This is a genomic window from Zobellella denitrificans (assembly GCF_002237365.1).
Classification (GTDB): Bacteria; Pseudomonadota; Gammaproteobacteria; order Enterobacterales; family Aeromonadaceae; genus Oceanimonas; species Oceanimonas denitrificans.
The window spans coordinates 25,796-47,239 of sequence record NZ_NMUO01000007.1; the positions used below are offsets into that span (position 1 = coordinate 25,796).

At 65.6% G+C, this 21,444-nt stretch carries 17 protein-coding genes; 8 read left to right on the forward strand and 9 right to left on the reverse strand.

Translation table 11 applies throughout. The annotated features are described in order from the left end of the window. Window positions 1-156 precede the first annotated feature (156 nt). Window positions 157-573: a CoA-binding protein gene (locus CGX12_RS02940; RefSeq protein ID WP_094038406.1), complete on the forward strand. Its 417-nt coding sequence runs from the start codon at window positions 157-159 to the stop codon at window positions 571-573. A 150-nt stretch (window positions 574-723) separates the two neighbouring features. Here CGX12_RS02940 and CGX12_RS02945 read toward each other — a convergent pair whose 3' ends face one another. Further along, window positions 724-2,691 (reverse strand): Na+/H+ antiporter NhaC family protein, encoded by a 1,968-nt coding sequence (locus CGX12_RS02945; RefSeq protein ID WP_094038407.1) that lies wholly within the window; start codon window positions 2,689-2,691, stop codon window positions 724-726. Window positions 2,692-2,929: 238 nt separating this feature from the next. Continuing rightward, window positions 2,930-4,303 carry a glutamine synthetase family protein gene (locus CGX12_RS02950; RefSeq protein WP_094038408.1) on the reverse strand — a complete coding sequence of 458 codons (1,374 nt, stop codon included), beginning with the start codon at window positions 4,301-4,303 and terminating at the stop codon, window positions 2,930-2,932. A gap of 275 nt (window positions 4,304-4,578) precedes the next feature. Here CGX12_RS02950 and CGX12_RS02955 point away from each other — a divergent pair, with 275 nt between their 5' ends. The 3 genes from CGX12_RS02955 to CGX12_RS02965 all read left to right on the forward strand — a co-directional run bounded on the left by CGX12_RS02955 (window position 4,579) and on the right by CGX12_RS02965 (window position 8,306). Then, window positions 4,579-5,328 (forward strand): gamma-glutamyl-gamma-aminobutyrate hydrolase family protein, encoded by a 750-nt coding sequence (locus tag CGX12_RS02955; protein WP_094038409.1) that lies wholly within the window; start codon window positions 4,579-4,581, stop codon window positions 5,326-5,328. Between the two features lie 104 nt (window positions 5,329-5,432). Next, the gene (locus CGX12_RS02960; protein WP_094038410.1) at window positions 5,433-6,794 is read left to right on the forward strand and encodes an aspartate aminotransferase family protein; all 1,362 of its coding nucleotides are present in this window, start codon (window positions 5,433-5,435) and stop codon (window positions 6,792-6,794) included. Between the two features lie 9 nt (window positions 6,795-6,803). Continuing rightward, complete coding sequence (locus CGX12_RS02965; protein ID WP_094038411.1) at window positions 6,804-8,306, forward strand: aldehyde dehydrogenase; 1,503 nt, start codon at window positions 6,804-6,806, stop codon at window positions 8,304-8,306. 292 nt (window positions 8,307-8,598) lie between these two features. Here the strand turns inward: CGX12_RS02965 and CGX12_RS02970 are convergent, their stop codons facing one another. After that, window positions 8,599-9,999, reverse strand: coding sequence for an aminotransferase-like domain-containing protein (locus CGX12_RS02970; RefSeq protein WP_217898106.1), 1,401 nt, complete (start codon window positions 9,997-9,999; stop codon window positions 8,599-8,601). 85 nt (window positions 10,000-10,084) lie between these two features. Here CGX12_RS02970 and CGX12_RS02975 point away from each other — a divergent pair, with 85 nt between their 5' ends. After that, window positions 10,085-10,984 (forward strand): EamA family transporter, encoded by a 900-nt coding sequence (locus CGX12_RS02975; RefSeq protein WP_094038413.1) that lies wholly within the window; start codon window positions 10,085-10,087, stop codon window positions 10,982-10,984. 16 nt (window positions 10,985-11,000) lie between these two features. Here the strand turns inward: CGX12_RS02975 and CGX12_RS02980 are convergent, their stop codons facing one another. The 6 genes from CGX12_RS02980 to CGX12_RS03005 form a co-directional block, all read right to left on the reverse strand. Continuing rightward, entirely contained in the window at window positions 11,001-11,579 is a 579-nt protein-coding gene (locus tag CGX12_RS02980) for a cupin domain-containing protein (protein ID WP_094038414.1), read from the reverse strand. Between the two features lie 114 nt (window positions 11,580-11,693). Then, a complete protein-coding gene (locus CGX12_RS02985; protein ID WP_094038415.1) occupies window positions 11,694-12,698 on the reverse strand; it encodes an ArsA family ATPase in 1,005 nt (334 codons plus the stop codon). A gap of 211 nt (window positions 12,699-12,909) precedes the next feature. Further along, the gene (locus tag CGX12_RS02990; protein ID WP_094038416.1) at window positions 12,910-13,182 is read right to left on the reverse strand and encodes a cory-CC-star protein; all 273 of its coding nucleotides are present in this window, start codon (window positions 13,180-13,182) and stop codon (window positions 12,910-12,912) included. Then, window positions 13,179-14,861: a carbon starvation CstA family protein gene (locus CGX12_RS02995; RefSeq protein WP_094038417.1), complete on the reverse strand. Its 1,683-nt coding sequence runs from the start codon at window positions 14,859-14,861 to the stop codon at window positions 13,179-13,181. Before CGX12_RS02995 ends, CGX12_RS02990 begins: the two co-directional genes overlap by 4 nt. 278 nt (window positions 14,862-15,139) lie before the next feature. After that, window positions 15,140-16,975, reverse strand: a complete 1,836-nt coding sequence (locus tag CGX12_RS03000; RefSeq protein WP_094038418.1) for a sensor domain-containing phosphodiesterase — start codon at window positions 16,973-16,975, stop codon at window positions 15,140-15,142. A 155-nt stretch (window positions 16,976-17,130) separates the two neighbouring features. Next, a complete protein-coding gene (locus CGX12_RS03005) occupies window positions 17,131-17,376 on the reverse strand; it encodes a DUF2960 domain-containing protein (RefSeq protein WP_094038419.1) in 246 nt (81 codons plus the stop codon). Between the two features lie 110 nt (window positions 17,377-17,486). Here CGX12_RS03005 and CGX12_RS03010 point away from each other — a divergent pair, with 110 nt between their 5' ends. The 3 genes from CGX12_RS03010 to CGX12_RS03020 all read left to right on the forward strand — a co-directional run bounded on the left by CGX12_RS03010 (window position 17,487) and on the right by CGX12_RS03020 (window position 21,309). Then, entirely contained in the window at window positions 17,487-19,454 is a 1,968-nt protein-coding gene (locus CGX12_RS03010; RefSeq protein WP_254918191.1) for a sensor histidine kinase, read from the forward strand. Further along, window positions 19,451-20,818 carry a sigma-54-dependent transcriptional regulator gene (locus CGX12_RS03015; protein ID WP_094038420.1) on the forward strand — a complete coding sequence of 456 codons (1,368 nt, stop codon included), beginning with the start codon at window positions 19,451-19,453 and terminating at the stop codon, window positions 20,816-20,818. The genes CGX12_RS03010 and CGX12_RS03015 overlap by 4 nt, the downstream gene beginning before the upstream one ends. A gap of 65 nt (window positions 20,819-20,883) precedes the next feature. After that, window positions 20,884-21,309 (forward strand): OsmC family protein, encoded by a 426-nt coding sequence (locus tag CGX12_RS03020; RefSeq protein ID WP_094038421.1) that lies wholly within the window; start codon window positions 20,884-20,886, stop codon window positions 21,307-21,309. Window positions 21,310-21,444: the final 135 nt, after the last annotated feature.

The following is a 21,444-nucleotide window of genomic DNA, read 5'->3' on the forward strand; positions in this document are numbered from 1 at the left end:
GCCGTTGCCGGATGGCACATCGCAGGGAGGCCGGCCGGGGGCAGGTACCGGCCGACGCCCGGCCAGCCATTCCATTGCCGAAATTGCGCAGGCAGCCATGGATTATCGGGCGGGCAAGCTGGTATAAAGAGGTTTTTATTCCACTAGGTATGCCCCATGGACGCGCTTGAGCAAGATCGCTTAAAACGTATTCTTTCCAACACCCGCAGCATCGCCCTGGTCGGTGCCTCGAACCGCCCGGATCGCGCCAGCTATCAGGTGATGGAGTATCTGCTGCAACAGGGCTATCAGGTCTATCCGGTCAATGACCAGCTGGCGGGCGCCATCATCCTCGGCCAGACCTGCGTGGCCGGCCTGGAGGATCTGGATCAGCCGGTGCAGCTGGTCAACGTGTTCCGCCGCGGCGAGTTCGCCTCCGACATCGCCCTCGACGCCATCGAGCACGAGGCACTCTGCCTCTGGCTGCAACAGGGCATCACCAGCCTGCAGGCCGCCGAAGCCGCCGCCGAGGCCGAGCTGGAATACGTGGAAGATCTCTGTATCAAGCAGGTACACCAGCAGTTGCTGGGATAATCTGAGTCAAAAGGGGCCATAGGCCCCTTTCAGCTTGATGGCAACGTCGTTGTCATGACCGCATAAGCCGTTCCCTTTGTCCGCCTGTTCTGACATAGACGTTGCCTGTCCAGGTAAGCCTGAAGGTTTGCCAGCAGTCTGCTTTTTCTTTTATCGGGCGTCCGCCTCCGCCCTGGCGGGCACGTCCGTTTCCTGCTCCGGCGCTTCCGCCCGCCGGCCCAGCAGCCGCAGACCCAGGGCCATGATGCCGGCGCTGATCGCCAGCCCCAGCCACCAGGGCAGGCCGTAGGCCACCGGCAGTACGGCACAGAGGGTGCTGATCACCCCCACGAACAGGGCGTAGGGCAACTGGGTGCGCACATGCTCCACCAGGCCACAGCCCGACGCCATGGCCGCCAGCAGGGTGGTCTCGGCCAGGGGCGAGCAATGATCCCCCCACACCGCGCCGGCCAGCACCGCCGCCACCGCGGCGTAGAACAGGTGCATGGCCGCCGGATCCCCCGCCAGGCCGTGGTGCTGCAGCACCGCCCAGGCCAGGGGCACCACCAGCGGCATCATGATGCCCATCACCCCCCAGGAGGAGCCGGTGGCGAAGGCGGTGAAGGCCGACAGCAGGAAGACGCTCACCGGGATCAGCTCCGGACTCAGGCTGTCGCTCAGCACACTCACCAGGTAGTCGCTGGTACTGAGCGCCTCGTTCACCGACGACAGCGCCCAGGCCATCATCAGTATGGTGATGGGCAGCAGCATGGACTTGACTCCCTCGAACCAGTAATGGGCGGTCTCGTCCATGCTGAGCAGGCCCTGGGCCCGGGTCATCACCAGCGCCACCAGGGTGCTGAGCAACGAGCCCCACATCATGGCGGTGAAGGAGTCGCCGTTGCCGAACACATCGCGCAGGCTGGCCCCGGCGGGAAAGCCCAGCTCGCTCATGCCGGTATACCAGATGCCGCCCAGGGTGGTCAGCACCAGCACCGTCATCGGGATGATGGCGTTCAGGGCCCGGTGGGGAATGCCCGGCTTGGCGTCGATGCTGGCTTCCTCGGCGATGGCTTCCCGGTCGGTCAGCGCCTCGTCCTGTCCGCCGCACCGCTGCACCGCCCGGATTTCCGCCTTCAGCATGGGCCCGAAGTCGCGGCCGCTGAGGCTTATCATAAACACAAACAGCAGCGCCAGTATCGGATAGAAGCTGTAGCCGATGGCAGCCAGGAAGACGCCGTAGGCGGAGCCCTCGAACCCGGCCAGGGGACGCAGCGCCTCGTCGATCAGCCCCACCTGAAAGCCTATCCAGGTGGTCACCAGCAGGATGGCCGACACCGGCGCGGCGGTGGAGTCGACGATATAGGCCAGCTTTTCCCGGGAGATGCGCAGCTTGTCGGTGATGTTGCGCATGGTGTTGCCGACGATCAGGGCGTTGGCGTAGTCGTCGAAGAAAATGGCGGTGCCCAGCAGGCCGGTGGTGGTCTGGGCGCTGCGCCGGCCGCGCACGAAGCGGGTGATGTGGCGGGCGATGCCGACGGTGCCGCCGTTGCGGGAGATGATGCCCACCATGCCGCCGATCAGCAGGCAGAACAGCACCACCGACATGTGCTCCGAGTCGCTGGCGGCGGTCAGCACATGCACATTGACCGAGTCGAGCACGCTGGTCAGCAGCCGTTCCCCGGCCAGGCCGTAACCCAGCCAGCCGCCGACGCAGATGGCGACGAACAGCGCCAGTATCACCTGGCGGAACACCAGCGCCAGCACAATGGCGAGCAGGGCCGGCAGCACCGACAGCCAGGCGGCGATGGCCGGACTTTGTGCCTCGGCCAGCACCCGGCCGGTGGCGTCCACCAGGGTCAGGGCGGCGTGGTCGGCGCCGGTGACCAGGCCCTCCACCAGCGCCTCGCCGCCGTCGAACACCAGGGCGTGGCGCCGGCCGTCCAGCACCAGCCACAGGGGCTGCGCCGGGGTGCCGCTCACCGTCACCTCGAAGGGGATCCCCTTCAGCACCAGGGCCGGCGGGCTCAGCGCCAGTTCCGGTTCCGTCTCCCCGGCCCTAAGGCTGCCCGGCCACAACAACACCAGGGCCAGCAGAGCGGTCAGCAGCGGCCCGAATGACTTTTGATATCCTTCCATGGTTGTTCCTCGTTTAGAACCAGTTTGAAATCTGTTGCACTCGGCCAAAGGGCACTACTCCTCCGACACTCCATGGGACCTGATACTCGCCATTTCGGCCTGCTGCAAACATTCACTGAATGTTCGCAGCAGACGGAAAAGGCGAGTGTCATCTATTGCGGCGTGTCGGCGGAGGTGGCCCTGTTGACTCTTCGCGGAGTCGTTACCGACGAGCGTCGCAAAGCGCGTACACAGGTGCTTACACCGAACGCAGATACCAGTCGTACTCCTGGGAGCTGACATGGCGCATAAACAGCTGCCGCTCGCCGTAGCGGTTGGCGTGGTAGACCCGGCAGAACTCCGCCCCCAGGTAGGACGGCAGCACCTCGTTGCGCTGCCACTGATCCAGCGCCTGGATCCAGCTGTTGGGCAGGCTGGGCGGATGGCTGGCGTAGGCGTTGCCGGTCACCGGCGCCGGCGGGCTCAGCCGCTGGCTGATGCCGAGGTGGATGCCCGCCAGTATGCTGGCCACCAGCAGGTAGGGGTTGGCGTCGGCACCGGCCACCCGGTGCTCCAGCCGGCGCGCCTCGGCGCTTCCGCCTGGAATGCGCACCGCCACGGTGCGGTTGTCGGCGCCCCAGGTCTGGCTCATGGGCACGTAGAAGCCTGGCTGGAAACGGCGGTAGCTGTTGGCGTTGGGGGCGAACACCACCATGGACTCGGGCATCAGCGCCAGTACCCCGGCCACCGCCTGGCGCAGCAGCGCGCTGCCCAGGCCCTGGTCATTCTCGCTGGCGAAGCGGTTGCGGCCCTGCTCGTCAAGCAGGCTCACATGAATATGAGTGCCGCTGCCCGCCTCCTGGTTGTAGGGCTTGGCCATAAAGGTGGCCTCCATGCCGTGGCGGGCCGCCACCCCCTTGATCAAGCGCTTGAGCAGCACCGCCTCGTCGCAGGCCTGCATGGCGTCGGCCCTGTGCTTGAGGTTGATCTCGAACTGGCCCGGGGCGCACTCGGCGATGGCGGTGTCCACCGGCAGTTGCTGGGTCAGGGCCGACTGGTGGATGCTTTCGATAAAGTCGCAGTAGTCGTCCAGATCCGACAGGGAATACACCTGGCACTGCTTGTCCCGCTTGCCGGTGACCGGCGACAAGGGCGGCTGCAACTGGTGCTGGCCGTCCCGCTCCCGGTCCACCACGTAAAACTCGGTTTCCACCGCCACCACCGGGGTCAGCCCCAGCTCGGCGAAGCGGTCCAGCACCCGCCGCAGCACATGGCGGGGATCGTAAACGAAGGGACGGCCATCGTTTTCAAACATGCTCATCAGCACCTGGGCGCAGGGCCTGTCCTGCCAGGGCACCCGGCTCAGGGTGCCCGGCACCGGAAAGCACAGCCGATCCCCCTCCCCCTGATCCAGGCCCAGCCCGGTTTCTTCGATGGTGTTGCCGTTGATGTCCAGCGCGAACAGGGACGCCGGCAGGCAGACCCCCTCTTCGTAGGCCTTGAGCAGGCTGTCCCGGGGGATGCGTTTGCCGCGCACCACCCCGTTGATGTCGCCGATCATCAGGTCGATGGAATTGATATCCGGGTTCTGCTCCAGAAACGCCCGGGCCTCTTGCATGCCCCTGTCACCCATAGTGAACTCCATGTTACTTTTTAATAACCACACCAGAAGATAACTCGTTATAGAATAATGAACACAACAGGACAAGGCGGCCGCCTGACCAAAGGTTAATATTTTGTGAAAAATAGTTAAGCACATCACAAAAAATGCAGAAAAGCCGCTTAAAGCATGCTCTCAGATCTGGATCAAACGATGGAGTCATGCTCTTATTTCACTTATGCAAGACATCGCGATACGTTGAATATATAAACCAACAGGTTTTATCAGGTGAAATGATGGAAACAAAAATGAACAAACCTGTGGTGGGCGTCAGCGCCTGCCAACGCCAGATTGAGGGGCATGGCTGCCATATGGTGGTCAACAAGTACGTCGAGGCCCTGCGCCGCTCGGCCGGGGTGGAGGTGGTACTGCTGCCGGCCCTGGACGAGGGCCTGGATCCGGCCATCCTGGCCCGGCTCGACGGCCTCTGCCTCACCGGCAGCTACAGCAATGTGGAGCCCCGCCATTTCGGCCAGGCCCCCTGGCCCGGCGACTGCCGCTACGATCCGGCCCGGGACGGCTCGGCCCTGTCGCTCGTCCGCGCCGCCCGCCGCCTGCAACTGCCCCTGCTCGGCATCTGCCGGGGGCTGCAGGAAATGAACGTGGCCTACGGCGGCAGCCTGCGCCAGCCGTTGCAGGAGCTGCCCGGCCTGCTCGATCACCGGGAGCCGGCGGCCGACCACATGGACGAGCACTACCAGCCCGCCCACGGCATCCGCCTCAATCCGGACGGCCTGCTCACCCGGCTCGGCGGCGCGCCGGAATTCGAGGTCAATTCCCTGCACCAGCAGGGCATCGACCGGCTGGGCGAGGGCCTGATCGCCGAGGCCCTGGCCCCGGACGGCCTGATCGAGGCCATCAGCGATCCGGCCCATCCCTTCGCCCTGGGCGTGCAGTGGCACCCGGAATGGCGCAGCGACGAGCATCCGCTCTATCGGGCCATCTTTACCGCCTTCGGCGCTGCCTGCGCCCGGTACCGGCAACGTATCCTCGCCTGAAAAAGGCGTCTTATTCCGCAAGAGGGACAGGCTACTGCCCGCCCCGCTAGCACTCGAACAACCCAGAACACGCCTGAACAGGCCCGGACGACAAGGACATCATCATGCAACAACACGACACCCATACCCTGCGCCAGGACGACAGCCGCCACCACCTGCACCCCTTCACCGACACCAAGGCGCTGGGCAGCGGCAGCCGCATCATCACCGGCGCCGACGGCATCTACATCCACGACTCCGAAGGCAACCGCATCCTCGACGCCATGGCCGGGCTCTGGTGCGTCAACCTGGGCTACGGCCGCCGCGAGCTGGTGGAGGCCGCCGCCGCCCAGATGACCGAGCTGCCCTACTACAACAACTTCTTCAAGACCGCCCACCCGCCGGCGATCAAACTTGCCAAAAAACTGACCGAGCTGGCCCCCGGGCACATCAACCACGTGTTCTTCACCGGCTCCGGCTCCGAGTCCAACGACACCGTGGTGCGCATGGTGCGCCGCTACTGGCAGCTCAAGGGCCAGCCGCAAAAAACCGTGATCATCGGCCGGCGCAACGGCTACCACGGCTCCACCCTGGCCGGCGCCAGCCTGGGCGGCATGGCGCCCATGCACGAGCAGGGCGGCCCCATGCTGCCGGACGTGGCGCACATCGCCCAGCCCTACTGGTTCGGCGAGGGCCGGGAAATGAGCCCGCAGGAATTCGGCCTGCTGGCGGCTCAGTCTCTTGAGCAGAAAATCAAGGAGCTGGGAGTGGAGCGGGTGGCCGCCTTTATCGCCGAGCCGGTGCAGGGCGCGGGCGGCGTCATCATCCCCCCCGACAGCTACTGGCCCGAGATCCAGCGCATCTGCGACCACTACGGCATCCTGCTGGTGGCCGACGAGGTGATCTGCGGCTTCGGCCGGCTGGGCCAGTGGTTCGGCAGCCAGCACTTCAACATCAAGCCCGATCTCATGCCCATCGCCAAGGGGCTGTCCTCCGGCTACCTGCCCATCGGCGGCGTACTGGTGGGCGACCGGGTGGCCGAGGTGCTGATCGAGCAGGGCGGCGAGTTCTACCACGGCTTCACCTACTCCGGCCATCCGGCCTGCGCCGCCGTGGCCCTGCGCAACCTGGAGCTGATGGAAGAAGAAGGCATCCTCGAGCGGGTGCGCGAGCTCACCGGCCCCTACTTTGCCAAACAGTGGGCCACCCTGGCCGATCACCCCCTGGTGGGCGAGGTGCGCAGCCTGGGATTGCTCGGCGCCCTGGAGCTGGTGGCCGACAAAACCACCCTGGCCCGCTTCGCGCCGGGCATCGGCGCCCAGTGCCGGGACAACTGCTTCGCGACCGGCATCGTCATGCGCTCGGTGGGCGAGACCATGGTGGTGTCCCCGCCCCTGGTGATCACCGAGGCCCAGATAGACGAGCTGGTGCGCCTGGCCCGCCAGAGCCTGGATCTGACCGCCCGCCAGCTGGGCCTGATGGACTGAGGTGATCCCATGAGCGCACACACCTTTGCCGACTGGCGCGCCCTGAGCGAGGGCCTGCAACCCGAGGGCCGGGCCTTTATCCGCGGCCGCTACTGCGAGGCGGCAAGCGGCGATCGCTTCGCCACCCTCAACCCGGCCAACGGCCTGCCCCTGGCCCTGGTGGCCAGCTGCGACGAGCAGGACGCGGAGCTGGCGGTGGGCCATGCCCGCGCCGCCTTCCGCCGGGGCGACTGGTCCGCCCTGGCTCCGGCCGGGCGCAAGGCCGTGCTGCTGCGGCTGGCCGGGCTGATGGAGCGGCACGCCGAGGAGCTGGCCCTGCTCGACAGCCTGGATATGGGCAAACCCATCTCGAACAGCCTTAACGTGGATCTGCCCGCCGCCGTGCGCTGCCTGCGCTGGAACGCCGAGGCCATCGACAAGGTCTACGGCGAGGTGGCCCCCACCGGCCCCGACAGCCTGGGGCTGGTCACCCGGGAGCCGCTCGGGGTGGTGGCGGCCCTGGTGCCCTGGAACTTTCCGCTGATGATGGCCTGCTGGAAAATCGCCCCGGCGCTGGCCGCCGGCAACGCGGTGATCCTCAAGCCCTCGGAGAAGTCGCCGCTCAGTGCCATCCGGCTGGCGGCCCTGGCCCGGGAGGCGGGCCTGCCCGACGGCATCCTGCAGGTGCTGCCGGGCTACGGCCACACCGTGGGCAAGGCCCTGGCCCTGCACCCGGAGGTGGACGCCCTGGCCTTTACCGGTTCCACCCGGGTGGGCAAGCTGCTCACCCGGTATGCAGGCGAGTCCAACCTCAAGCGCACCTTTATGGAATGCGGCGGCAAGAGCGCCAATATCGTCTTCGCCGACGCCGGCGATCTGGACCGGGTGGCGCGGGAGGCGGCCCAGGCCATCTTCTACAACCAGGGCGAGGTGTGCATCGCCGGCTCCCGGCTGCTGGTGGAAAACACCATCAAGGAGGAGCTGGTCGAACGCATCCTGCACCACGCCCGGGCCTGGCAACCAGGCCACCCGCTGGATCCCCAAAGCCCCATGGGCGCCATCGTGGATGCCGCCCAGCTCGACGGCATCTGCGGCCATGTGCACAAGGCCCTGGCCCAGGGCGCCCGGCTGCGCCTGGGCGGCGAGCCGGTGCTTACCGACGGCGGCGGCTGTTATTTTCCGCCCACTGTGTTCGACCAGGTGCACAACGGCATGGCCCTGGCACGGGAGGAAGTGTTCGGCCCGGTGCTGGCGGTGATCGGCTTCGACGGCGCGGACGAGGCGGTGGCCATCGCCAACGACTCCCCCTACGGCCTGGCGGCGGCGGTGTGGACCCAGAACCTGGACCTGGCGCTGACCACGGCGCGGCGGCTGGAGTCGGGCCAGGTGTTCGTCAACAACTACGCCGGCGGCGACATGACGGTGCCCTTCGGCGGCTATAAGCAGTCGGGCAACGGCCGGGACAAGTCGCTGCATTCCCTGGCGGAATACAGCCAACTGAAGACCACCTGGATAGCCCTGAGCGCAGGTTAGCCAGGGCCCGGGTCGTGCAAACGTTGACCGGCATGATGCTTATTGGGGCGCGGGCGACTCGCCCGCATGAGGGCGGCACCGAAGTTGGGCGAAGACACTGTCCAACCCGCGCTGCCTGTTCCGCCTCGAGTCTTTTTAAACCTGTGGTGTGGCGGGCCAATCCGAAGGGTCCCGCTGCGCGGGAAAGCGGGCGGGCCGCCCGCGCCCCATGGTGGCGGAGGTGGCCCTGTTGCCTCTTATCTACGCTCACAACAGACGGCCCGATGTGATTAATGGCCAAGCTCCGGAGGCACTATGCGGGAGCGCTCATCTTGCCGATTAACCCGCAGAGCGCCTGCAGCTCCCGCTGCACCGGCTCCTCGAAGGGAAAGCCGATATTGATGCGCAGGCAGTCCCGATAGCGGTCGGAGGCGGTGAACAGCGAGCCGGTGCGGATATCCAGCCCCGCCCGTTCCGCCGCCCGGCCGAGGCCGTCGCCGTCCAGCCCCGGCACCTGGATCCACAGCACCAGGCCGCCGTCGGGCTGGCTGATGCGGCACCCTTCGGGCAGGTGGCGGACCAGGTAGTCGAGATACAGCGGCTTGTGCCGGGCCAGCCGGTCACGAGTGCGCCTGAGATGGCGGGCGTAGGCGCCGCTGTCGATAAAATCGGCCAGCGCCAGCTGCATCAGGGTCGGCACCCCCAGCGCCCGCTGCACATAGGGCCGGAAGTAGCGGCCCGGCCGGCACCAGCCCAGGCGATAGCTGGGCGACAATGTCTTGGACAGGGAGCCGCACCAGATCACGAAGCCGCCCTCGTCATGGTAGGCGGCCGGCAGCGGTACATGCGGGTGATGCGCCAGCTCGAGGTAGACATCGTCCTCGATCACCGGCACCCGGTAGCGGTTGGCCAGCTGCGCCAGCCGCCGCTTCTGCGCCACCGACATGGTGATGCCCTGGGGGTTCATGTGGGTGGTACAGAACAGCCCCGCCTGCACGGTGCCGAGCCGCAGGTGGTGCTCCAGCTGCGCCAGGTCGATGCCGTCGTCCAGCGACGGAATTTCCACGATGCGCAGTGACAGCTGCGCCAGCACCTCCAGCAGGCCGTTGTAACAGGGCGAGCTGATGGCGACGGCGTCGCCGGGCCGGGTACAGACCTCGAGCGCGGTCTTCACCGCGTCCATGCAGCCATGGCCGATCACCAGCTCGCCCGCATCCATCGCGAAGCCGCACTGGCCGAAGTGGCCGGCCAGGGCCTCGCGCAGCGCCGCCTCCCCCTGCGGCGCCGGATAGCGGTCGAGGCGTTCGCCGGCCGCCCTCATGGCCCGGCGGAAGCTGCGCTCCAGGGCGGCCCGGCTGGCCTCTTCCAGAGACAGGCGCGAGGTGCCCAGGGGGCCGCTCAGGGTGGCGGGGTGGCGATAGGGCACCACGGGGGTGGCGAGCCGGCTTTCGAACGGCGCCCATTCGGGCCCTTGGGTAGTGGCGCGGCGCGGCGCGACGAAAAAGCCCGCCTTGGGCCTTGCCTCCAGCCAGCCGAGGGACTCCAGCTCGGCGTAACAGCTGACGGCGGTGGACAGGCTGACCCCCTGCTGCCGGGCGAACTGCCGCAGCGACAGCAGGCGATCGCCGGCGGCGAGCCTGCCCGCCCGGATGTCGCCGATGAATTTCTGCGCCAGCTCCCGGTATTTCGCCATGCCCACCTCATCTGTACCCATTAAATTTCCAAAAATTGTATCTGTACCGATTTTTGCCCGCAAGCGACACTGGCTCCGTCACATATCAACAGGGGGAACGGGAGCTATGCAGGGTCGGGATTTATTGCTTATCGTATCGGTGATGGCGATTTGGGGATTCAACTTTTCGATGATCAAGCTCGGGGTCACCGGGATGGATCCGCTGTTGATCGCGGCGGCGCGCTTCGCCTGCGCCACCTTTCCCATCATTTTCTTTATTCGCCGGCCCAAGGTGCCCTGGCGCTACCTGATGGGCTACGGCCTGCTGTTCGGCACCGGCATCTGGGGCATGGCCTCGTGCGCCATCACCTTCGGCCTGTCGTCGGGCATGGCGTCGGTGCTGCTGCAGCTCGACGTGCTGACCACGGTGCTGGTGGGGGTGCTGCTCTACAAGGAGATCATCTCCCCGCGCATGTGGTTCGGCATGGGGATGGCGCTGGTGGGCCTGGTGGTGTCCATCCTCTACACCAACGGCAACGTGACCCCGGCGGGCGTGGCCTTTATCCTGATCTCCGCGATTTGCTGGCCGCTGGCCGGGGTCATGGTGCGCCAGTCGGGCACCCGCTCGCCCTTCGCCTTCAACATCTGGGGCATGCTGTTCGCGCCGCTGCCGCTGATCGGCCTGAGTGTGCTGTTCAACGGGGTGGAGGTGCTTGAGATCACCTACCGGCAGTGGAACGCCGAGGCCTGGCTCTCGGTGCTGTTCCAGGCCTACCCCACCACCCTGTTCGGCTACTGGGTGTGGAACAAGATGCTGCTCAAATACCCCATGAGCCAGATGGCGCCGCTTACCCTGCTGGTGTCGGTGTTCGCCCTGGCCAGCGGCTACCTCATCTACGGCGAGCGGCTGTCCGCCGCCCAGTGGCTGTCGTGCAGCGCCTTCCTGCTCGGCGTCGGCCTGGTGCTCTACCGGGGGCCCTTGCCCGTTGCGGCCAGGACGGTAAAGGAGCAGAAAGCGGTGTCTTAAGCGCCCTCATCGGCAGTCAGAAATGCTTGGCGGGGGTGGAGCAGCTGACGATCCGGCAGGGCTGGTCGCTGACATTGCGGAAGCGGTGGGGCTGGGTGGTGGAGAAATAGTAGCTGTCCCCTTCCTTCAGCACCCGGCACTGGGCGCCGACGATCAGCTCGATTTCTCCCTCGATCACCACCCCGGCTTCCTCGCCCCGGTAGGCCATCATGTCGTGGCCGGTATCCACCCCGGGCGGATAGGTTTCGATGATAAAGGACATGGCCCTGTTCTTGCGGTTGTAGCCCACCAGCTTGAGCGACAGGCTGCCGGTGCCCACGTCCTGCAGCTCGTCGGCGGTATAGAAGATCTGATCGGTGTTCTGCAAGTCCAGGGTGAAGAACTCGCCCACCGTGATGGGAATGCCGTCGAGGATCTTCTTCAGCGAACTGACCGAGGGGCTGACCTTGCCCTGCTCGATCAACGACAGGCTGGAATGGGTCACGCCGGTGCGTTTGGCCAGCTCCCGCTGGGAGATGTTGCGCAGCAGGCGCACCGCCTTGAGCCGGGCACCCACATCGTTGGCGTCGTCTGAACCTTGATCCGCTGTCGTCATATCACCACGCAAGAAGAGGAAAAATTGTGCGAGCCGGATTCTACAGGAAGCCGGAAGAGGCTGTAAAACGATTCCAACTGCCCGTCCCGCCGAATAAATTTCGCGGCGGGATCCTTACAGCCCCGCCTGCTCCAGGCGTGCCGCCATCTCGCCCAGCCCTGCCAGCCCCTGGATATCGGTGGGCTGCAGATAAAGCGGATAGCGGGGCAGATCGGCGAACAGGCGCGCGATCTCCGCCAGGTGGGTCTGTTCCAGCTCGCGCCGCCGGGCCAGGAAGTCGCCGTCGGCATCGTCCGGCAATATGCGGTTGACCACCAGCCCGGCCAGGGGCAGCTTTTCCGCCTTGAGCGCCGCCACCGCCCGCCCGGTTTCCAGTATCGGCAGCTTCTCCGGGGTCAGCACGAACAGCAGTGCGCTCTGCTCCGCATCCGTCAGCACCCGGCGGGTACGCTGGAACAGCCGCTGGCGCGCCAGCAGGGTCTCGGTGATGGCCTTGCTCCTGTCGTCCAGGCCGGCGGTTTCGTGCTCGCGCGGATCCTCGAAGGGATTGTCGATATCCCGGCCCGCCTTCGGTGTCAGGTGCCCCAGCACCTCCCCCAGCTTTTCCGAGCGCTTGTTGCTGCGCAGCAGCCCCTGGGTCCAGGCGGCCATGGCCTCGGGCAGGCTGAGCAGGCGCAGGGTATGGCCGGTGGGGGCGGTATCGAACACGATGAGATCGTGGCTCTGCATGCCCTCTTCGATCACCCGGGCGATGCGCTCCAGCAGCGCCGCCTCCTGGGCGCCGGGGGACTGGCGGGTCAGCCGGATCTGGCGCTCCACCTCGCCGTACATCTCGGGCCGGGTAAAACGCTTGAGCTGGGTCAGCACCTTTTGCAGGTGCTGCTCCACCTCCCGGTCCGGATCCAGCTCCAGGCCGTCCAGGTTGGGCGCCAGCCGGGTGATATTGTCGCCTATCTCCCGGCCGAAGGCGTCGGCCAGGCTGTGGGCCGGATCGGTGGACACCAGCAGGCAGCGCTTGCCCCTGCTGGCGGCCAGCAGCGCCAGGGCGGACGACACCGTGGTCTTGCCCACACCGCCTTTGCCGCCCACCAGCAGCACTCTTTTATCGGTTAATGGCATAGTGTTCTCCGGGAACTCCAGGCTGTTGCACGCGACTTGGCTGTTATGTCCAAGCAGGCAACGCCCATGGTATAAGGGAGGACAATGGGAGCCGCTCCGCCGACCGTGACATGCCAGGGATGGCATGTCCGAGCCCCCAGGGATGGGTTTATGGCGTGTCGGCGGAACGGCTCCCCTTGGCCGACGACCTCGACGTCGGCAGCTTGCTCCCTCAGCAACAGCGAAAATGATCGAGCGGGGAATGCTCCATCCCCATCCGCTGGTGCCAGTCGTGAAAACGCTCCAGCAGCAGGGGCTGAAGCTCCAGGGTGTAATAGGAGGCCGGGTTCGGTACTCCCATCATTTCCGAAAACACCAGCAGCATGAAGAGATCATCCTCCTCCCGCTTGGCCCGGGCGATAGCCGCCCGGTAGGGGGCGTTGTAGACCTCTTCCGCAAACCGGCTGGCCTGGGCGACCCAGGCCAGTATGCGCTTTACCTTCACCCCTCGTCCTCGACCCGTTCGGTCGCACCCTGGCGCAGCCTGGCCAGGGTCGAGCCGCACTCCAGCGCCACCAGTATGGCCGCCACCAGCACCACCAGATCCAGGCCGAACAGGAACCAGTTGCCCTGATCGTAGAAGCCCTTGAGCTGGATCAGCAGCGCCAGCACCGTCATCACCAGCACGAACACCAGCGGCAGCAGGGTGTAGTACACCGGCCGCTTGAGCCGCGCCAGCATCACGGTGATCACCAGCAGGGTCAGGCCGGCCAGCAACTGGTTGGTGGTACCGAACAGGGGCCAGATCAGCAGGCCGCCGGAGCCGTCACCGCCGGCGCCGAAGGCCAGCAGCAGGCAGGAGCCCACCGCCAGCAGGGTGGCCGGCGCCGCCTTCTGCATCCAGCCGAGGTTATAGATGCTGCCCCACTCCTGGAAGATGTAGCGCTGCAGCCGCAGGCCGGTGTCCATGGTGGTGCCGGCGAACAGCACCGCCATCACGGTGAGGATGGTCTGGGACAGCTCGATATTGAAGCCGAGGCCGTTGCTCAGGATATTGGCACCGCCCTGCACGAAGGCGGCCACCCCGCCCTTGCCGAAGGCGTCGTACACGCCCTGCCAGTCGGCCAGGGTGGCGAAGCCGGCGGTGGCGGCGATGATGGCGGCCAGCGCCAGGGAGCCCTCGCCGATGGCGCCGAAGTAACCCACGAAGCGCAGATCCGGCTCCTTGTTGAGCTGCTTGGAGGTGGTACCGGACGACACCAGACCGTGAAAACCGGAGATGGCGCCGCAGGCGATGGTGACGAACAACAGCGGGATCAGCGACGGCGTGCCTTCCGGCACATCGGTGTTGAAGGCCGGGGCCACCACCTCGGGGGCGGAGATGATGACGGCGCCGTAGAGCAGGGCCAGGCCCACGAACAGCTGCAGGCCGTTGATGTAGTCCCGGGGCTGCAGCAGCATCCATACCGGCAGCAACGAGGCGATGGCGGCATAGACGAACAGCAGGATGATCCACTGGGCCCTGTCGGTCAGGCCGAGGAACAGCTCCGGCAGCGCCAGGGGCATGGCAGGCCCGACCCAGATCAGGGCGTAGAGGGCGATCACCCCCACCACCGACACCGTGAGCAGGCCGATGATGCGACGGTAGATCAACTGGCCGATGATCAGCGCCACCACGATGGCGCCCCACACCGGGATCACCGCGGTCTGGAACTGGGTCAGCAGGCCGGCGATGACCACCGCGAACACGGCGTTCACCATCAGCAACACCAGAAAGATGACGATCATAAAGATGCTGCGGGCGCGGGCGCCCACCACGTCGCCGGTGAGGGCCCCCACCGACCTGGCCTTGTTGCGGTTACTGGCCCAGATGGCGCCGGCGTCGTGCACCCCGGCGAAGAAGATGGTGCCGAGCGTCACCCACAAGAAGGCCGGCACCCAGCCCCAGATCACCGCGATGGCCGGGCCGACAATGGGCGCGGCCCCGGCCACCGAGGTGAAGTGGTGGCCCCAGAGCACGAACTTGTTGGTAGGCACATAGTCCACCCCGTCCTCGAACTCGTGGGCCGGGGTGCGGAAAGCCGGATCCAGCCTGAAGATTTTTTCGGCAATAAACTTGGAATAGACGAAGTAGCCGAGCGCCATGGCGCCGAGCCCGGCCAGCATCAGGAATATTGCATTCATATCACCATTCTCCCGTCAGAATAATGCAATGTTATTGTTGTTATGGTTGCTCCAGGCCGGGCAGGAATGCCGGCCAGAGCCCTTAGCAAAGGCAAAAAGCCGGCCAAAATCAAGGAGTAATATCAAAAAGACGGGAAAGTGAACGCCGCCTCCCGACGAGAGAGGCCGCATTGAATGCTGCGCAATGGTTAAACAAAAGAAAAACCAACCACAAAAAACAAACAGCCCAGGCGAAAGCATCACAAGAGCCCCAGGCAAGCCGATATCACACCAAATTATCAGGCCGGAATCAGCAGCTCACGGAGCCGTTCGATACTCATCGGTTGGTGATACTTGAACCCCTGCAGGTAATCGCAGCCCTGCTCCTGCAGCCAGGCTTCCTGCTCCTGGTTTTCCACCCCCTCGGCCACCACTTCCAGCCCCAGGCCCCTGGCCAGGCCGAGGATCGAGAGGGTAATGGCGCAGTCGTCCACGTCCTGAGGCAGATCCCGGGTGAAGGAACGGTCGATTTTGAGCTTGGTGAAAGGCAGGTTCTTGAGCCGCAGCAGCGAGGAATAGCCGGTGCCGAAGTCGTCGATGGACAGCTTGATGCCCATGCGCACCAGCTCCTCCAGGGTCTGGCGCAAGGCCCTGGAATCCCCCTTGATGGCGTCTTCGATCACTTCCAGCTCCAGCTGTTCCCCCTTCACCTGGTAGCGATGGAGCATCCCCCAGACCTTGTCGGACAGTTGGGGATCCATGATGGCATCGGCCGACAGGTTGACCGCCACCGGCGGCAACGCCACCTCCAGCCGGCAGGACTCCCGGATATCCCGGCATACCCGCTCCAGCACCCACTGATCCAGGGCGGCGATCAGGCCCGCCTCGTAGGCCAGGGGCAGGAACTCCGCCGGCGACATAAAGCCCAGGGTCTCGTGATGCCAGCGGACCAGGGCTTCGGCCCCCACCAGGCGCTGGCCGTCGTTGGCCACTATCGGCTGATAGAGCACGCTCAGCCCGTTGTTGGCGATGGCGTCCGCCAACTGGCTTTCCAGCAGGAAACGGGCCTTGGCCGAGGCGGAAATGTCCTGGTTGAAATACTGGGCCTGGCGCCGGCCGCTGGCCTTGGCGTGGTACATGGCGGATTCGCTGTGGCGGATCAGGGTGGAGATGTCGTCGCCGTCGTAGGGGAAGAAGGAGATGCCGATGCTCACACTCACCTGCACTTTCTGTTCGCCCACCATGATGGGATGGCCGATGGCTTCCAGAATGGCGTCCACCGCCCCGTGCATGGTGCCCACTTCCTTGGGAAAGCGGTAGATCATGGCGAACTCGTCGCCGCCCACCCGCGCCACCAGTTCCTTGCCCGGCAGCAGCATGCCCCGCAGCCGGGCCGCCACCTCGCTGACCACTTCGTTGCCCACGTGCAGCCCCATGCCGTTGTTGATGGCATTGAGCCGGTCGATGTCGATCCACAGCAGGGCGAAAGGCTCGGGCAGGGCCCTGCTGCTCTGCTCGATCAGCCGCTTGATATGGTTGCGCAGGGCGCGCTGGTTGAACAGGCCGGTAAAATCATCGTGGTGGGTCACGTAGTCGAGCTCTTTGCGACTGTTCAGCCAGGCTTCGTGGGAATTGATCAGGCTGACGCAGCCGGCGATGGCGGTCACGAAGGCGATGTCGGCCAGGGTCCAGCGGCGCCGCTGCCCGGCGGCCAGGGAGATCACGCCCCCGAGCCGGCAACCGTCGAAAATGGGTGCATCCAGCAGGGAGGCGACGCCACCGTCATCGCCGTCACAGTGGCTCAGGGTGAGGGTGCGCGGATCCGAGGAGACGTCCTCGACACTGATGATTTCGGCGGCGGACAGGGCGGAGAAATAGTCGCCCAGTTGCTCCCGGCCCAGGTTGCGGGGGCTGTTGTCGAGCCCGCTTTCCCGGCGGTAGGACAAAACCCGGTTCAGGCTGTTGCCGCTGATGCAGGTGGTCCAGACGCTGACCTTGTCCACGCCGAGCAGCTCGCCGCAGAGGGCGCTCAGGGCCTCCAGCTTGCCACGCTTGTCCCGCCCGCTGAAATCCCGGCTATGCTGCAGCTGCATCAGCGCCTGGTGATAGCCGAAAAAGGTCTGAATTTGATCCACAGATAGTCCGTTAACTGTTTTTATCCCCGCCTATAATGGCAAAGCCATTCGGCACTGTCCACGCGCATTCCGTCCCGGCACAAAAACAGGACTCCCTCCGGCTATTTAATAACAGCTTGTTTTGTTTGATGTTGTGCCCCCGAAGCCCGCGGGCCCTATTCTTCGCGGAAAATGGTGATCTGGCTGAAGCCGAGCTTGCGGAAGTATTCCTCGCGGAATTCCTTCAATGTTTTTCTGTCGTTGCGGCTGACGTTGGCCAACTGGGTTTCCATGCGACGAAACTCGGCCAGATCCACCCCTTCGGCCGCGGCGATGGCGTCGTAGAGGCTGTGGTGCTTGTCGTTGGCGTAGCCGATTTCTTTCTGTTGCTTGCGGTAGTGGTAACGGATGCGAAATGCCATGGATGCGGTTCCCGGGGAAAAGGCCATTGTCGCCTCAATGGCGGCCCCGACTCAAGCCCGGACAGGGGACGGATTCCCATCCGCCCGCCATGGGCGCATAATGGGCGGGAATGAAACGAACCTATGCCGCCCTTTCCGCTGCCGGCACCGGCAGGCGAAACCTGTTGCTACTGCTGCTCTTGCTGGGCATGGCTCTGCTCGCCTACCTGCTGTACGGCACCGCCCGCCTGCAGGCCATGGCCCAGATCCGCGAGCAGGCCGACGCCAACCTCAACCGCTATATCCTGAGCCTGCAGCACCAGCTCGACCGCCACAAGGACCTGCCCCGGCTGCTGGCCAACCAGCAGCAGTTGATCGCCCTGCTGCAGGATCCGGACAACCCGCACAAAACCGACCAGGCCAACCGTTACCTGGCCTGGGTCAACGACACCATGGGCGCCACCGACAGTTACCTGATCGCCACCAACGGCATCACCCTGGCCGCCAGCAACTGGGATCAGCCCCGCCCCTTCACCGGCAACGACTACAGCTTCCGGCCCTATTTCCAGCAGGCGATGGAAGGGGGCCCCGGCCGCTATTTCGCCCTGGGCAATACCTCCCGGGTGCGGGGCTACTTCTTCTCCCACCCGGTGATGCAGGGCGAAGAGATCATCGGGGTCACCGTGGTCAAGGTGGACCTGGAAGACGTGGAAGAAGACTGGAGCGACCCGCTGCAGGACATACTGGTCATGGACGAGGACGGGGTCATCTTTATCTCCACCCGCGCCCACTGGCGTTTCCGCACCCTGGGCCAGTTGCCGGGATACGAGCATATCCTGGCCAGCCGCCAGTATGGCAACCACGAATTGCGCCAGTTGCAGGCGCTGGCGGCAGGCCGGCCACCGGCGCTGGCCGGCCTGCTGTCCGAGGCGGACGTCGCCCGCATCCGCGCCAGCCAGCGCTACGGCAGCGCGCCGTTGCTGCCCCTCGACATAGTACGGCGGGAGGCCACCGCCCAGGGTGACCTGCTGCTTACCCTGATCGACCAACCGCCCAGCTCCGATGGCCTGGATCCACAGCCGACCGGCCACTACCTGCTGGTCAGCCGGCTGCTGCCCGAGGCGGGCATGAGGGTGGCGGTGCTGGCCAGCCTGCGCCCGCTGGAGACCAGCGTTTTCCGTACCCTGGCGGTCGGGCTTACCTTCTACCTGGTGGTCGCCGCCCTGGCGCTGTTCCTGGTGGCCCGGCACCGCTTGAAGAAACGCTACGAGGCCGAACTGCAACGGGCCCACGAGGCCCTGGAACTGCGGGTCGAGCAGCGCACCCGCGAGCTGACCGAAGCCAACCGGCGGCTGCAGCAGGAGATGGAGCAACACCACCAGACCCAGAACCAGCTGATCCAGACCGCCAAGCTGGCGGTGCTGGGCCAGCTTTCCGCCGGCATCAACCACGAGCTGAGCCAGCCGCTCACCGCCATCCGCCACTATGCGGACAACGGCCGCAAGCTGCTGGAGCGGGGCAAGGCCGGGTCGGTGGCCACCAACCTGGAGGAAATCGCCGGCCTGGCCGGGCGTATGGCCACCATACTGCAGCCGCTGCGGGAATTCGCCCGCCAGAACGGCGATCTCGGGCAGAGCGTCAACCTGCAGCACCTGCGCCAGGGGGTCATGGTGATCATGGGTAGCCAGCTGGAGCAGCAGGGCGCCCGCATCGACTGGCCCGACGATCTCGGCGAAGTCTGGGTGCGCGGCGACATCGGCCGGCTGGAGCAGGTGCTGGTGAACCTGATCAGCAACGCCCTGCAGGCCATGGCCGGGCAGGCGGAACCCCGCATCGAGGTGGGCCTCTGCACCACCGACGAGGAGGTGCAGCTGACCCTGCGGGATCATGGCCCCGGCCTGGCGGAGCACGCCCTGGAGCACATCTTCGAGCCTTTCTATACCACCAAGTCCGCCGGCCTGGGGCTGGGGCTGTCCATCTCCCACCGCATCGTCCAGAGCCTGGACGGCCGGCTGGAGGCGCGCAACCACCCCGGTGGCGGCGCCCTCTTCACCCTGACCCTGAAACGGACCCGAGCGCACGAACAGGAGCCCCGATGAACAGCGATCACACCGTCATCCTGGTGGACGACGATCCCCATGTCCGGCTGTCCGCCGGCCAGACCCTGGAGCTGGAAGACTACCAGGTCGTCCCCCTGGCCAGTGCCGAACGGGCGCTGGCCCTGATCGACCAGGATTTTACCGGGGTGCTGGTCACCGACATCAACATGCCGGGCATGACCGGGCTCGAGCTGCTGCAGCAGGTCAAGGCGGTGGATGCGGACATTCCGGTGATCCTGATCACCGGCTTCGGCGACATCTCCATGGCGGTGGGCGCCATCCGCAACGGCGCCTACGACTTTATCGAAAAGCCCTTCTCCGCCGACCTGCTGCTGGACGTGGTGCACCGGGCCCTGGAAAAGCGCGCCCTGACCCTGGAGAACCGCCAGCTGCGCCAGGAGCTGCAGGCCCAGAGCGCGCCCGGCCCGCGCATCATCGGCAACACTCCCGCGGTCCAGCAACTGCGCCGGCTGGTGCAGGCGGTGGCGGAAACCCCGGCCGACGTGCTGCTGATGGGCGAAACCGGCACCGGCAAGGATTTGCTGGCCCGCTATATCCATGAACACAGCCCGCGCCGGGAGCGCAACTTTGTGGCCATCAACTGCGGCGGCATGCCCGAGACCCTGATCGAGTCCGAGCTGTTCGGCCATGAGAAGGGCGCCTTTACCGACGCCAAGGAAAGGCGTATCGGCAAGTTCGAGCACGCCCATGGCGGCACCCTCTTCCTCGACGAGATCGAAAGCATGCCCATGAGCCTGCAGGTCAAGCTGCTGCGGGTACTGGAAGAACGGGCCATAGAGCGGCTCGGCTCCAACAAGCTGATCCCCTTGGATCTGCGCATCATCGCCGCCACCAAGGCGGATCTCAAGGCCCAGGCGGAGGCCGGGGAATTCCGGGAGGATCTTTATTACCGGCTGAATGTGGTGCGCATCGACATCCCGCCCCTGCGCGCCCGGGCCCAGGACATCCCCATGCTGTTCCAGCACTTCGCCCTGCTCGCCTCCGCCCTGTACGAACGGGAGATACCGCCCCTGTCGGCGGAGCGGATCCACCGCCTGATGAGCCACGACTGGCCGGGCAACGTACGCGAGCTGCGTAACCTGGCGGAGCGCTACGTGCTGCTGGGCGAGGCCTGCACCTTCGACTTCGACGACAGGCCCATCCTCGACCAGGAGCCCACCGCCCTGGGGCTGGCGGCCCGGGTCGACCATTTCGAAAAAACCCTGATCCAGGCCGAACTGGCCCGCCATGGTGGCTCCATCAAGGACACCCTGGAGAGCCTGCAGCTGCCGCGCAAGACCCTGTACGACAAGATGAAGAAGCACGGTCTGGACAAGAACGACTACAAGGCCGAGCTGGGCTGATCGGCCTTGCTTTTACCCATGGAACCGTTAAATATAAGCAATCACTAAAATAAAAAGAGGTGACCATGACGGACAAAATCTACCGGGTACAAACCGAAATGACCGCCGGCTGGAGGGTCAGCGCCCAGGTGGGCAACCACCAGATGGTGATAGACCAGGCCACCGCCGGCGACACCGGCCCCAACCCCCTCGATACCTTCCTGTTTTCCCTGGCCGGCTGCGTGTCCACCATCGCCAAGATGGTGGCCCGGGAGCAGGGCATCGCCTTCAGGGGCATCAAGGTAGCGGTGGAAGGGGTGCTCAACCCGGCGGCCCTGGCCGGCAAGCCCAGCGAGGATCCGGTGGGCTTCAAGCGCATCGACATCCGGGCCGACATCGACGCCGACCTGGACGACGAGCAAAAGCTTGCTTTCCTCGAGCTGGTCTGCCGGCGCTGCCCGGTGCACCATAACCTCTGTCATCCCTGCCTGATCGAGCACCGCCTCGGCTGATACCGACCCCATGGGTGGATTTCCACCCATGGATGTCCCCCCTTTCTTCCGGCGGGAACAACAATGCCAGCCGCCAGGATATATCCCCCCGAAACAATCCCAGGCCGGCTTGCGCCTGCCCTCTCCCTGTACGCC

What these genes read in the sequence shown, in the direction of transcription:
- CGX12_RS02940 (WP_094038406.1), top strand. Translation starts at nt 157, where the DNA reads ATGGACGCGCTTGAGCAAGATCGCTTAAAACGTATTCTTTCCAACACC.
- CGX12_RS02945 (WP_094038407.1), bottom strand. Translation starts at nt 2,691, where the DNA reads ATGGAAGGATATCAAAAGTCATTCGGGCCGCTGCTGACCGCTCTGCTG.
- CGX12_RS02950 (WP_094038408.1), bottom strand. Translation starts at nt 4,303, where the DNA reads ATGGGTGACAGGGGCATGCAAGAGGCCCGGGCGTTTCTGGAGCAGAAC.
- CGX12_RS02955 (WP_094038409.1), top strand. Translation starts at nt 4,579, where the DNA reads ATGAACAAACCTGTGGTGGGCGTCAGCGCCTGCCAACGCCAGATTGAG.
- CGX12_RS02960 (WP_094038410.1), top strand. Translation starts at nt 5,433, where the DNA reads ATGCAACAACACGACACCCATACCCTGCGCCAGGACGACAGCCGCCAC.
- CGX12_RS02965 (WP_094038411.1), top strand. Translation starts at nt 6,804, where the DNA reads ATGAGCGCACACACCTTTGCCGACTGGCGCGCCCTGAGCGAGGGCCTG.
- CGX12_RS02970 (WP_217898106.1), bottom strand. Translation starts at nt 9,999, where the DNA reads ATGGGTACAGATGAGGTGGGCATGGCGAAATACCGGGAGCTGGCGCAG.
- CGX12_RS02975 (WP_094038413.1), top strand. Translation starts at nt 10,085, where the DNA reads ATGCAGGGTCGGGATTTATTGCTTATCGTATCGGTGATGGCGATTTGG.
- CGX12_RS02980 (WP_094038414.1), bottom strand. Translation starts at nt 11,579, where the DNA reads ATGACGACAGCGGATCAAGGTTCAGACGACGCCAACGATGTGGGTGCC.
- CGX12_RS02985 (WP_094038415.1), bottom strand. Translation starts at nt 12,698, where the DNA reads ATGCCATTAACCGATAAAAGAGTGCTGCTGGTGGGCGGCAAAGGCGGT.
- CGX12_RS02995 (WP_094038417.1), bottom strand. Translation starts at nt 14,861, where the DNA reads ATGAATGCAATATTCCTGATGCTGGCCGGGCTCGGCGCCATGGCGCTC.
- CGX12_RS03005 (WP_094038419.1), bottom strand. Translation starts at nt 17,376, where the DNA reads ATGGCATTTCGCATCCGTTACCACTACCGCAAGCAACAGAAAGAAATC.
- CGX12_RS03010 (WP_254918191.1), top strand. Translation starts at nt 17,487, where the DNA reads ATGAAACGAACCTATGCCGCCCTTTCCGCTGCCGGCACCGGCAGGCGA.
- CGX12_RS03015 (WP_094038420.1), top strand. Translation starts at nt 19,451, where the DNA reads ATGAACAGCGATCACACCGTCATCCTGGTGGACGACGATCCCCATGTC.
- CGX12_RS03020 (WP_094038421.1), top strand. Translation starts at nt 20,884, where the DNA reads ATGACGGACAAAATCTACCGGGTACAAACCGAAATGACCGCCGGCTGG.